8 protein-coding genes are annotated in these 13264 nt (G+C 51.3%); all 8 read right to left on the bottom strand.

Translation table 11 applies throughout. The annotated features are described in order from the left end of the window. Positions 1–2 precede the first annotated feature (2 nt). Positions 3–2465, bottom strand: a complete 2463-nt coding sequence (locus B5X72_RS15865) for an ABC transporter permease (protein ID WP_176146240.1) — start codon at positions 2463–2465, stop codon at positions 3–5. A gap of 67 nt (positions 2466–2532) precedes the next feature. Continuing rightward, positions 2533–4896, bottom strand: a complete 2364-nt coding sequence (locus B5X72_RS15860) for an ABC transporter permease (protein WP_176146239.1) — start codon at positions 4894–4896, stop codon at positions 2533–2535. 197 nt (positions 4897–5093) lie between these two features. Further along, entirely contained in the window at positions 5094–5480 is a 387-nt protein-coding gene (locus B5X72_RS15855; protein ID WP_255539781.1) for a type II toxin-antitoxin system VapC family toxin, read from the bottom strand. Positions 5481–5488: 8 nt separating this feature from the next. Beyond that, entirely contained in the window at positions 5489–5722 is a 234-nt protein-coding gene (locus B5X72_RS15850) for a type II toxin-antitoxin system Phd/YefM family antitoxin (RefSeq protein ID WP_245826959.1), read from the bottom strand. A 61-nt stretch (positions 5723–5783) separates the two neighbouring features. Continuing rightward, a complete protein-coding gene (locus tag B5X72_RS15845) occupies positions 5784–6737 on the bottom strand; it encodes an ABC transporter permease (protein ID WP_176146238.1) in 954 nt (317 codons plus the stop codon). Next, a complete protein-coding gene (locus B5X72_RS20645) occupies positions 6734–8191 on the bottom strand; it encodes an ABC transporter permease (RefSeq protein WP_139378736.1) in 1458 nt (485 codons plus the stop codon). Before B5X72_RS20645 ends, B5X72_RS15845 begins: the two co-directional genes overlap by 4 nt. A 30-nt stretch (positions 8192–8221) precedes the next feature. Beyond that, positions 8222–10672 (bottom strand): FtsX-like permease family protein, encoded by a 2451-nt coding sequence (locus B5X72_RS15830; RefSeq protein WP_079717899.1) that lies wholly within the window; start codon positions 10670–10672, stop codon positions 8222–8224. A gap of 58 nt (positions 10673–10730) precedes the next feature. Then, positions 10731–13181: an FtsX-like permease family protein gene (locus B5X72_RS15825; protein ID WP_079717898.1), complete on the bottom strand. Its 2451-nt coding sequence runs from the start codon at positions 13179–13181 to the stop codon at positions 10731–10733. Positions 13182–13264: the final 83 nt, after the last annotated feature.

Below are 13264 nucleotides of genomic sequence, written 5' to 3'. Positions count from 1 at the left end.
AGTCATTCATCCCTCAATGAATCCACCGGATTGGCCATCGCTGCCCGTATCGCCTGCCAGCTCACGGTGAACAGCGCAATGACTACGGCCACCAATCCCGCTGCCGCGAACATCCACCACTGGATCTCGATGCGGTAGGCAAAACCCTCCAGCCAATTGTTCATTGCCCACCATGCCATGGGCGAAGCAATGACCACGGCTATCAAAACCAATTTGACAAAATCTTTGGAAAGCAACCCTACAATGCCCGACACCGTTGCTCCCAGCACTTTCCGGATGCCGATTTCCTTGGTGCGCTGGAAAGCAGTGAGCGTAGCCAGGCCGAAAAGGCCTAAGCAGCTGATAAGGATGGTGATCGCCGTTGCCAGGTTGATGAGTTTTCCGATCTGCCGTTCCTGCTTGTACATCGCTTCCAGCATTTCATCATAAAAACGGTACTGATAAGTATCGGCAGGATAAAACTGCGCCCATTTTTCGCCGATCCGCTTCAATGTGGCCTGCCACCGTGCAGGATCGTGGCCATCCAGTTTAATGTTGAATGAAGAAAGATCTCCTTTATAGGTCGACAGCACTGTCGGCGTGATCGATGTGTAAAAGTCCTGCGTGTGAAAATCCTTGACAACACCGACAACGGGGTATTTACTGTTTCCCCGCTGGCCGATGAATTGACCGAGGGCTTCTTCAGGAGTGGTGAAACCGAAGGCCCGGGCTGCGGTTTCGTTGATGATATACTCGGAAGTGGTGTCCGAGGCACGGATGTTCCGGCCCGCCAGCAGCTCCATCCGGTACAACGCCAGATAAGCCGTATCGATGGTCTTTTTGAAACTGATGATTTCCACGGGGGCCTCACCTTGGGGCGTATACCCGAAAGGGCTGGACGAATAGCCCGATGACAGCGGGGCGGTACCCATGGCTACCTGATCAACCCCCGGCAGGTTCCGGAGCTCGTTCAACAGCGTGAACTGCTTGTCCTGGTAGCGCGGGTCGGAGAGGTATTTCCACGGCACGTTTACCAGCACGGTGGCGTCTTTATCAAAACCCATGTCGGCCTTCATGGTATGCCGGAGCTGCGCCCCGACAATAATGGTACAGATGATGAATATCAGTGCAATGGTAAACTGGAACACAATGAGGACCTTCTGTAGGCTGAAGCGATGGACTGATGGAGACGCGAAGAAGTTTTTGAATACATCTACCGTCTTTACTTTGGTAATCAGCCAGCTGGGATATAGCCCGGCCAGCAGGGTGGTCAGGAGCACCAGGCCCAGCATAAATCCCGTGAACAGGAAGATGTTGTCTGCCGCTGTGACGCCAGCGGGGATGATGTCGTCCAGCAGCCAGAACGCCAGGCGGCCGAGGCCGAAAGCCATTACTGAGGCAATCAAGGCCGTCAGCAACGTCTCACTGAGAAACTGGCCGATCAGTTGCCGGGAGCCGCCGCCGAGCGTTTTCCGCACGCCGATTTCTTTGCCACGTTGCGGGATTTGTGCAACGCTCATGTTGATGTAGTTGATGCAGGCGAGGATGAGCAGGAACGCCCCGATACCGAGCAGTCCATATAGCACGGGTTTACTGGTTTTGCTTACGTTTGCACCATCAGACACGTTGGTCGAAAAATGGACGTCCCTGATGGGCAGGAGTTCATATGACCGTATCCGGGGGGGAATATTGGCATTCCCCCCGCTTTTCCGTTCATCTTCAAAGGCTTTCCAATGCCTCGCATCCAGTTCGTTGATCTGATCCAGCTTGGTGCGAACATCCACGCCGCCCTGGAGTTGCAGGTAAAGCCGGTCGCTCCCGTTGGTGTTGGTCCATACGTAGGTATCATAGGCCACTCTCGGCAGTACGACAAACTCTTGTGCCGTAAACTCCGAGGGCGTAAAATAATCGGCCACTATTCCCGTAACCGTGCGCACCACAGTATCCTGCCCGCAGTAGGTGATGGTCCGATGAAGCATGTCCTCCGTTTGGATATCCGGGAAGTATATGGCTGCCCGGCTTTGGGTGAGTACCACGCTTTCCGGGGCATCCAATGCCGTATGCTTATTACCGGCCAGCCAGGTGTACGGAAGCATCTTGAAATAAGAAGCATTGGTGGCTACAATGTCACTTGGGTCTTCCTGGATAAAAGCGGCCTGGTTTTGCCGCTTGATTTCAACGCTGCTTACCCATTGGCCGAATACCGGCACCACATGCTGCACCCCCGCGAGCTCTTCTTCGATGCCCTGATACAGCGGCGCCGACACCCCGCCCATCCTTGATTCCCTGCCTTCTCGGCTGAATACGCTGATCACCTTATAAATGCGGTCACTATTCGGTAGGTTGGCATCGTAGCTGAATTCATGATCAATGATCCGGTAAATGACCCAGCACGCGCTGATGCCGATGGCCAGCCCCAGGATATTTAACGCTGTAAACAGTCGGTTACGCCACAGGTGGCGGAGGGTGAGCTTGAGATCGTTCATGTTCATGTTTTTTATTTGCTTTGGATCGTGCCTTATGATGAAAATGCCTGTCTTTATATAGCAAAAACTATTCGTCCCTTAAACTATCCACCGGATTGGCCTGCGCTGCCCGGAGCGCTTGCCAGCTTACGGTAAGTAGTGCAATAGCTACCGCCACTATACCCGCCACGGCAAACATCCACCACTGGATCTCGATGCGGTAGGCAAAATCCTCCAGCCACTTGTTCATGGCCCACCAAGCAATGGGAGAGGCGACGATCACCGCAACCAGCACCAGCTTCACGAAATCACCCGAGAGCATGGATACGATGCCCGAAACGGATGCGCCAAGAACTTTCCGGATTCCGATTTCTTTACGCCGTTGATGGACAACAAATGCCATCATGCCAAACAATCCTAAACAGGAAATAGAGACGGCAAGTCCTGAAAATACCTGGGTGAGATTGGCCGTTTGCTTTTCCCTTTTGAAATTCACCGCATAGGCTTCATCGACAAAGTGGTATTCAAATGTCTCGTTAGGCGCATATTTTTGAATGGCAGACGAAACACGGGCAAGATTTTGTTGCAACGGTCGGGAGGCATCCAATTTGAGGTAGGCAAAGTTGAACCAATCCCCGCTTCCCATGATAAATAGCGGACTGATCGCGGTATAGGGCGAATAGAAGATAAAGTCCTTGACTACCCCCACCACGTGCCACTGCTGTTCGCCATTTCTGATAATGGTTCCTATCGGATCATCCAACTTCATCGCTTCCACCGCTGCCTCATTCACCAGTACCGCATTTTCATCTGTGGGATACCTTTCGATATCGATATCCCGCCCGAGCACAAGCTGCGTACCCATGGTTGATTTAAAATCGGTATCGGTGGTGATGGTTACAAATGCTTGTTGCGCATCTGCGGCATTACTGCCCGGCCATGAGAAATTCAGCGCACCGAATGTCTGCCGCGTGATGGTGCCGGAAGAACGGGTCATGGAAAGGACAGTTCCCGATTGGATCAGGTCATGTTTGATTTGTTCATATTGCATCTTTAACTTGGTGTTGAGCGGGAGGTAGACTAGGTTACTTTTGTCATAACCCTGTTCCCGGTTTTCTGCATGGTGTATTTGTTTGACGATGACCAACGTAGCAATCAGTAAGGCGATGGTGAACGAAAACTGAAATACAATCAATGCCTTGCGAACCGATAGCGGCTGCCGGGTAGTGGGTGCGCTGCCTTTCAAGATAGCCATCGGTTTAAAGCCCGATAACAGGAAAGCCGGATAAGACCCGGCCAACAGCCCGGTGAAAAGGATGAATAGCAATGTCGCTAACCAAAAGGAAAATTCGTGATACGGTATGTCGAGTTCGTAGCCGAATAGGTGATTGAAGGGATTTATAGCCAATGAAAGCAGTAAGAATGCCAGACAGCCGGCAAAGGTGGATAGGATGAGGGATTCTGCCAAAAATTGTACGATCAGGCTTTTTCGATGTGCTCCAAGTATCTTTTGGATGCCCACATCCTTTGCGCGCTGTTCGCTTTTGGCGGTACTCAGGTTTACGAAATTGATACAGGCTGTCAAAAGGGTGAGGAAAGCGATGATACTAAATAACCGTACTTTTTGGATGTTGCCTATGGTGAAATAGCCGTGCGTCGCTTTACTATACAAATGCCATTTTTCTGCTGGATGCAGGAATAACATATTGTCGGCGACCTGCAATTCGGTTAAAATGGCACTGATTTGTGATTCCACGTGTTGATGGTTGGCAGTAGGGTCTAACATAACGAACGTGGCAACCTTGAAATTTGTCCATGACGCCGCGGCTTTTTGGCCTATGCTATGCTCGAAGTATTCCCAAGGGAGGAAATATCCGGCATTTTTAAAGCGGCTATTGGCAGGAAAATCTTCCACTAGGGCCGTGACACTGAAATGGTCAGCCGAATCAATGGTGACGGTTTGGCCTACAACATCATCCGTTCCGAACAACCGGTTTGCCATTGATGCCGTTAAAACAATGCCTTCGGGTGTTGAAAGAGCCTTGTGTAAATCTCCCCGGATAACGCGTCGGTCAAATAGGTTGAAAAAATCGGGATCCGCATATAGGCCTTCACTGTTGAATCGATTATCTTGTACACTTACCGATAGGTTGGCTGGAGTGCTTCTGACAACGCTTTCCAATTCGGGATGCCGACTTACTAATAGTGGTGCCAGCGGATTCCCCACGCCCGGCCACGCATGGGTGTCGTTGCTAAATTCGCCGCGGTTGTATAGCTCGTATATGCGATCAGTATTTTTATAAAATCGATCAAAAGTCCATTCGTTCTCGACCCACAGCAAAATTAAAGCCGCCGCGGCCATACCAATAGCCAAGCCCGTTATGTTGATGAGCGTGTAGTTTTTGGTTTTGAGGATATTTCGCCACGCGATCTTGAAATAGCTCTTAATCATGATTACCAGCATTCGGCTATCAGCCGTCAGTTTTGTATATACGAATCAATATGATAGGTGACGCAGTACATTTTCTGCGCCATAAATTCAACTGATTGATGGTTAGTGTTTTATTGGTATGTTGTGTGGCATTAGTGTTCGATATCGAACACCAATAGTTCGAAAGTGGGCAGGAATTACTCGGTTTGATTAACGAGTTACCATAGTTGCTTTAATCCAACAGATCGGTATTGACTGATGGTATTGTCTTTGCTCAGCAAGGTTAAGTCATGGGTAATCGCTTGCCAGATAAGCATCCGATCAAAAGGATCCCGATGCCAGTCGGCTTTCAGAAGATGATATCCTGCGGCTTCTGATGGGATGAGCGGAAGAAACTCAAAGCCGCTTTCTTGGGCTATTATCGGCAGCTCCTCCGGGGAAACCCCTATTAGGTCGAGCTTGCCCAACCTATGTTTCAATGAAAGTTCCCAAAAGCTCACCGAGCTGATAAATACACGGTTAGTGGCGTCTTCCAACAAACGGGAAACCTTGGCCGAAAGTTTTTTGCGGTCCAATACCGCCCAAATGAACGTATGCGAATCCAGAAGGTAACTTATCCGAGCAGCTCTTCTTCTGTCATTTTATAATCGGGTTTAAACACGGCCTTCGCCTTTCCTTCCAACAATCCCAGCTTGCGTGCAGATTTAGTGACTTGTGACTCCGGAAGGAAATAACCCACAATTTCTTTTTTGCGTCCATAAGTCACCGCAAATCCTACTCCCGATTTAACCTGCTCAAGCACTTTTGCGAAATGTGCCTTGAATTCACCGACTGTCATAGTCTCCATACAACAAAGATATGGTATTTCTTGTCAAGTTGTCAAGAAATACCTACCGCTATTTTTTCCTTCACTCATCCCGCAGGCTATCCACCGGATTAGCCGCTGCCGCCCGGAGCGCTTGCCAGCTTACCGTCGCTAACGCAATCACCACGGCCGCCAGCCCCGCGGCAGCAAACATCCACCACTGAATATCGATGCGGTAGGCAAAGTCTTCCAGCCACTTGTTCATGGCCCACCAGGCAATGGGAGAGGCTACGACCACGGCAAACAGTACGAGTTTGACAAAATCTTTGGAGAGCAAGGCCACGATACCAGACACCGAAGCGCCCAACACCTTGCGGAGGCCGATTTCCTTGACACGCAAAGCCAGGGAATGGACAACTAGGCCGAAGATCCCCAGTGCCGCGAGCAGCAGGGTAAGCGCGCTGAACAGGCTAAATAGCTGCTGCAGTTTTTCCTCGGCGGCGTACTGCGCGGCCAATGTTTCCTGCACGATCTGGATATCGAACAGCTTGTCGGGGTATATCGTCTTCCATACCGACGATACGTAGCGCATCACCGCTGCTTCCTCCCCCGGTTGTACACGCAGTAGCAGGGCGCCATACTCGGGGTCGCGATGGCCTACGATTATGGTCGGAACCATCTGTTTATGCAGGGATTCGCTGTTGAAATCAGCTACAATGCCAACGGGTATAACGCCGGCTTGCCGAAAGGGCACATTTAATTCCTTAATGCCAAACAGCTTCGCTGTGCTGGCCGTCATCAGGCAGGGTCTTAAACCTTCCTCCGCCTCGAAGTCGTTGTGCCGGATGGCATCGCCTATATTATCCATTTCAAGGAAACGGCCTTGCAGCAACCGGAGCCCCAGGGTCTGCGCCATGTTGGGTTCACCGTCCATGTACCACAGTTCGACTTTTTCGTTCTCATCACGGGGATCTGCTACCTCATCAACCCTGTACCCGGCTCCGGCAGTGGGTAGCCAATTGGCGAAGCTGGCCGACTGGATAGCGGGATTTTTCAATAGCTCGTTGCGCAGGGCGTTCGATTTATTGTCCCAGGAAACATAGTTGACGCTGAGAAGACCATCGGGATCAAACCCGACATCTTTGTTTTGAGGAAGTTGACCTGCTTCAGCACGACCAGCATGGACACCATGATGGTTACGGAAATGGTAAACTGCAAGACGATAAGGCTTTTGCGCAGCCAGCCGTTCCTTTTTCCGCCGCTGAGGATGCGTTGCATGCTGCTTGCCATGTGCTGGCCCGATACCAGCCATGCCGGATACCAGCCGCTGAATAGGCAAACCAGGGCGAGGGTCGCGATTGCACCGGCGAAATACGTCCAGTGGCCCAGAAAACTGAAAGTCAGGGGATGGCCTACAAAATTCTCAAGCGCAGGCAATGCCAGTTGGTAGCTCAGTAGCGCCAGCATGGCGGCTACGCAGAAGATGATGGCTGACTCCGATAGGGATTGCAGCATGATATCCTTGCGCGAAGCCCCCAGAATCTTCTGCACCCCCGTTTCTTTCAGACGGCTGTTTGCACGGGCAGTGCTGAGGTTGACATAATTGATACAGGCAATGCATAAGAGCAGGATGGCCACAGCGGCGAAGATGTAGCTGTGCTGTGCATTGCCGATGACAGGCTGGTATGCGGGGAAATCCGTCCTTAGGTAAATGTCTTCCATTGGCTGCAGGCCGAACGTCAGTTTGCTGTCGACCTCCGTAAACCGGCGATACCAACCGTTTACTTTCTGTTCGAATTGCGCGGGGTCTACCCCCTTGCGCAACAGGATGTATTGCCTCACGTACATGCTACCCGGCCCGTTCCCATCCGGCGTGAGTTCGGCCGTTTTCCGCGGTATGGGCATGAGCATGTCCGCGCGCAAGTGGGTGTTGGCCGGGAGATCGCGCATCACCCCGGCGATGATGTACTCGTTGGCTCTTTCTTCGTATTTGGGCACGTCATAGATACGTCTGCCCAGCGGGTCGGCGGTCCCGAAATGCGTGTTGCTGAACGATTCGGAGATGATGATCTTGTTGATATCTCCGGCCGGGCTCAGGTCTGCATGGTCAATCAGCCTGATGTCCAGCAGCTTGTATACCGCCGTGTCGGCGTGGAGTACGGTCGCTTTGAGCGGAAGATCGTCCGTTTTGTTGATTTTCAGGTGGATGGGCATCGGATAGATTTCGCTGTAATCCTCCACTTCGGGAAAATTCTTCTTAAGGGAGGGGCCCAGACCGCCGTAAACTGTACCTCCTTTCCGATGGTAGGCTCCGCCGCCTTCACGGATGGACAGTAAGCGGTAGGTGTCGGCCGACCGGCTCCACTGTTTGTCATACGACCATTCGTCGATCACCACGGTTCCGATCAACAAGCACGCGGTGAGACCCACGGTGATTCCGAAGATATGGATAAACGTATACAGCTTTCCTTTTTTCAGGTAGCGGAAGGCTATTTTTATGCCGTGTTGCATATTAATGGTGTTTCGCTTTTATTCAATTAATTACTCATCCCTCAGCGAGTCCACCGGATTGGCCAACGCTGCCCGCACAGCCTGCCAGCTTACCGTGAGCAGGGCAATGACTATGGCCACCAGTCCCGCCGCCGCAAACATCCACCACTGGATGTCGATTCGGTACGCGAAATCTTCCAGCCACTTGCTCATCGCCCACCATGCAATGGGCGAGGCTACCGCCACGGCGATCAGTACAAGTTTGACGAAATCCGTGGAAAGCAACCGCACGATACCGGCTACCGAAGCGCCCAGCACCTTACGGACACCGATTTCTTTTACGCGCTGTTGTGTGGCATGCACAATCAGGCCGAATACGCCCATGGCCGAAAGGAACAGCATCAGTCCGCTGAAGAAAGAAAACAGCGTTTGCTGTTTCTGCTCGGCCTCGTATTGCTTGTCGAGGATATCCGTCACCCATTGGGCGTCCAAGAGGCGGTTTGGATAGATTTCCCGCCATAGCTTCATGAGCGATTCCTGCGCCTGCTTTTCCATACCGGGCGTGGTGCGGATGAACATCCGGGTGTAATCGGGGTTCTGTTCTGCCAGGATGAACACCGGTCCAAGCGCATGGTGTAGGGATTCCCGGTGGAAATCCTGAAGGACACCCACGGGCGGGTAGCCAAGTTTAGGGATGGGTACGCCCAGTTCCTGAACACCGAGCATTTCGGCCGTAGACGCCGTAATCAGTACAGCGCGTGAATTGATATACTGATGACGTTCAAGACTGTCCATTTGCCAGGTAGCATTTAGTTCAAAAGCATCCGTTGCATAAGCGGCATTCAGGTGTCGCCCCTCTTGGAGTTTGAAACCCAGCGTTTGCACAAAGTCGAAATCGGCAACAATACATTGTATCTCGATTTTCTCGTCGTCTTTTAGGGGGTGATCAAATGGGAGCGTTCTGAACGTGACGGCTCCATCCACCGGGCTCCATCCGGCAATGCTGGCGGCCTCAATGCCCGGTAGCTTTTTTAACTCGGTTTTGAACGTTTGGCCTTTGCCCTCCCAATTGCGAACGCCAATATGCAGGAGATTTTCCTTGTCGTAGCCGAGTGGTTTGTCGGCTAAATAGTCGACTTGATACCTGACCACCAATAGCGCCACCAGCACCACAATGGCGATAGTGAATTGGACCACCACCAATGCCTTCCGCATACCGCCCGCGCTGACGATGCGGTCTTGGAATAATTTCCCGCGCAAGGTGTTCGATGGGTTGAAGCCCGAAAGCAACCAAGCGGGATAGGCTCCGGTAACGATACTCATGGCAAAAACAAGTGCCAACGTAACGCCAAATGTACCGACGTTGGCCAGTAACGAATGAGCAAGCCCGTGCCCGATGAAGCTTTCGATCACCGGCAAAGCCAATCTGTACAGGCCGACGGCCAATATGGTGCTGACGGAGAAAAACAGGAGCGATTCGGTGAGGAATTGCCCCACCAATTGGCTGCGTTGGGCGCCAAGGATTTTGCGTACACCCGTCTCTTTGAGCCGTTTCATTGCCCGTGCGGTGCTGAGGTTCACGAAGTTGATACAGGCGATAAGTAGGAGTAAGGCACCCACCCCAGTGAGGATATAGATGGTGTTGCGGTTGCCCCGTACGGTGAGTTCACTGTCGAAGTCCGAATCAAGGTATATTTCAGTAACGGGCTGCAATTCAAATGAGACATTTTTCTTTTCATTCGGATTTTCCATAAAATCCCGAAACCAGCTGTTGATTTTGTCATTAAAAGCTACTGCATCCGTCCCCGGCTTAAGCATGTAGTAGATATTGCGTCCGCCCCGAATACCCTTTTTGGTCAGTTCGCCGTTATCCGCTGGAGGGCTTGTCAATGCAATAGCATCGGCCCTTAGGTGCGTGTTTTGGGGAATGTCTTTAATAACTGCCGTTATGAGGTAAGACGTTGGGCTTTTGCTCCAAGTAGGCACATCCTCAATGATTTTGCCGATGGGTTCTTCACCCTTGAAGTGCCGATCACGGAAGCTTTCGGTAATCACCAGGTTCTTTTGTCCGGCTACGAATGGGGTGAGTTGACCGGATACCACTTGGAAATCAAACATCTCCAAAGCATTTGTATCGGTATCTATTACGGTTAACGCGATGCCGTCCAGATCGTCATTACGAATCCGCAGACGTGCTTCCGAAGAATTGATGGTGGCAAATTGCTCCATTTCCGGAAAACGTTCTTTCAACATATACGCTAATCCCAACGGGGTATAGCGATTCTTTTGGTATAAGCCATCGGCCATTTTATTCGAGCTATTTACCTTGTATAGGTCATCGGCCCTGCTCCAAAACTTATCGTAAGACAGCTCATCGATGACCACGGTAAAGACCAGCATGCAGGCCGCAAGGCCAATGGTGAGCCCGAGGATATTGATGGTGGCGTAGGTCTTGTCCTTGACCATCGTACGCCAAGCGGTTTTGAGGTAATTTCGTATCATTGTTTAGCCATTAGACGACAGACAACAGATATTAGACTTTCTGATTTCCGACTTAAAATTACTCATCCCTCAGCGAGTCCACCGGATTCGCCAACGCCGTCCGCACAGCCTGCCAGCTTACCGTGAGCAGGGCAATGACTACGGCCACCAGTCCCGCCGCCGCAAACATCCACCACTGGATCTCGATGCGGTAGGCAAAGTCTTCCAGCCATTTGTTCATCGCCCACCATGCGATGGGTGAGCCCACCACTACGGCGATCAGTACAAGTTTGACGAAATCCGTGGAAAGCAACCGCACGATACCGGCTACCGAAGCGCCCAGCACCTTACGGATGCCAATTTCTTTCACGCGTTGCTGGGCGGCATGTACGACTAATCCGAATACCCCCATGGTCGAAAGGAACAGCATCAGTCCGCTGAAAAAGGAAAACAGCGTTTGCTGTTTCTGCTCGGCCTCGTATTGCCTGTCGAGGATATCCGTCACCCATTCGGCACCTAGTAGGCGATCAGGATAAAAATCTCGGTACAATGTCACCAAAGATTCTTGTGCCTGTCGTTCCATGCCGGGTGTGGTGCGGATGAACATCTGCAGCGAGTGTTCCGAGCTGTCACGCCCGACAATGAATAATGGGCCTAAGGCATGATGTAGCGACTCTCGGTGGAAATCCTTGACGATACCGACAGGTGGAAATCCGATTTTCGGAATAAGAGCCCCCGTTTCTTGGACACCGAACATCTTTGCCGTAGTAGCTGTAATAATAGACGAACGTGAATTCATGTACGTGCTTGTCTCCGCTCGATCCATGTTCTTTTTGATCGGGGCCCATACGTCATACACGTCAGCTCCAAAAGCTGCATCTAAGTACCTGCCAGACTGCAATTCGAGGCCAATGGTCTCCGCAAAATCGAAATCGGCTACCAGAAACTGTATATCAATCTTTTCACCGTCTTTAAACGGGTGATCCAGTTGTTGCAACGTGATGGTCGCATTGCCGTTTGCGGGATTCCAGCCGGCGAAGCTTACGGCCTCTATACCGGGCAATTTTTTCAGTTCGGTCTTAAATGTTTCTCCTTTGTTATCCCAATTGCGCATACTGATATGTAGCAAGTTTTCCTTGTTATAACCAATCGGCTTATTGGCTAAGTAATTTACCTGGTTCGTTACGACCAGCAGTGCTATCAATACCACCACAGCGATAGCAAATTGAATCACCACGAGTGCCTTCCGCAGACTGCCTGCACTGACAATGGTGCCCTGGAAGAGTCTGCCTCTCAAGGTGTTCGAAGGGTTGAAGCCGGACAATAACCAGGCGGGGTAGGCGCCGGTAATGATACTGATAAAGAAAATGAGCAGCAATGTGGCGCCGAAGATGCCCGGACTGGCCAGCAGCGAATGCACCAACGGGTGTCCGATGAAGCTTTCCACTACGGGCAGCCCCAGTGCATACAGTCCAATAGCCAGTAGCGTGCTTACCAAGAAAAACAGGAGCGATTCCGTAAGGAACTGCCCCGCCAGTTGACCACGTTGTGCACCAAGGATTTTGCGTACGCCCGTCTCTTTGAGCCGTTTCATCGCCCGCGCGGTGCTCAGGTTCACGAAGTTGATGCAGGCGATAAGTAGGAGTAAGGCACCCACCCCAGTGAGGATATAGATGGTATTGCGGTTGCCCTTTACGGCGATATTGCTGTCGTGGTCCGAGTTGAGATAAATCTCAGTGAGCGGTTGCAAACCGAATATTTTTTCCTTTTGTTTCGGATTGTCGATATATTGCTGTACCCAATCATTCATTTTTTGGGTAAATGCCTGTACATCCGTTCCGGGCTTGAGCAGGTAGTACACCTTTTGGCCTCCCCAAACCCCGTCTTTGCTTAATTGGGTGCTGGTGGGTTTGGTGAGTGCGATGGCGTCTGCGCGGAGGTGCGTATTCTGGGGAATGTCTTTAATGACCCCCGTGATGAGGAAGGATTCCTTTTCGTCACTCCATGAGGGTACATCGTCGATGATTTGCCCGGTGGGATCCTGGCCATTGAAGTGCCTGTCGCGGAAACTTTCGGTAATTAGTAAGTTCTTTTGCCCGGATACGAAGGTTGGCAGGCGACCGTCGACGGATTCGAAGTCAAACATCGCAAGGGCATTGGTATCGGCTTCCAGTACCCTTGCAAGAATGCCATCTGGGTTTTCCGGGCCGATGCGGAAGCGTTGTTCGCGGGCCGAGATTTCGGAAAACTGTTCTACCTCTGGAAAATTGTCTTTCAAGGCTTTGCCAAGCCGGGCGGTCGTATGGGGATGTTTTTGGTATAAGCCATCACCCATTTTCCGATCTTCATAGGCGGTGTACAAATCATCGGACCGGCTCCAAAACTTATCATACGACAATTCGTCAATCACCACGGTAAAGACCAGCATGCAGGCCGCAAGGCCGATGGTGAGCCCAAGAATATTGATGGTGGCGTAGGTCTTGTCCTTGACCATCGTACGCCAAGCGGTTTTGAGGTGGTGTTTGATCATTTTTTCTTGCTTCCTAATTCGTCGCTCTTTTATCCACGATCCCGGGCTTTCGGCTTATGACTTCCGATTTCCAAATACAGTAA

This window comes from Parapedobacter luteus, from assembly GCF_900168055.1.
Taxonomy (GTDB): domain Bacteria; phylum Bacteroidota; class Bacteroidia; order Sphingobacteriales; family Sphingobacteriaceae; genus Parapedobacter; species Parapedobacter luteus.
The sequence above is the reverse complement of the archived record's forward strand: the minus strand, read 5'-3'. Positions and strand labels throughout refer to the sequence as shown.

What these genes read in the sequence shown, in the direction of transcription:
- B5X72_RS15865 (WP_176146240.1), bottom strand. Translation starts at nt 2,465, where the DNA reads ATGAACGATCTCAAGCTCACCCTCCGCCACCTGTGGCGTAACCGACTG.
- B5X72_RS15860 (WP_176146239.1), bottom strand. Translation starts at nt 4,896, where the DNA reads ATGATTAAGAGCTATTTCAAGATCGCGTGGCGAAATATCCTCAAAACC.
- B5X72_RS15850 (WP_245826959.1), bottom strand. Translation starts at nt 5,722, where the DNA reads ATGGAGACTATGACAGTCGGTGAATTCAAGGCACATTTCGCAAAAGTG.
- B5X72_RS20645 (WP_139378736.1), bottom strand. Translation starts at nt 8,191, where the DNA reads ATGCAACACGGCATAAAAATAGCCTTCCGCTACCTGAAAAAAGGAAAG.
- B5X72_RS15830 (WP_079717899.1), bottom strand. Translation starts at nt 10,672, where the DNA reads ATGATACGAAATTACCTCAAAACCGCTTGGCGTACGATGGTCAAGGAC.
- B5X72_RS15825 (WP_079717898.1), bottom strand. Translation starts at nt 13,181, where the DNA reads ATGATCAAACACCACCTCAAAACCGCTTGGCGTACGATGGTCAAGGAC.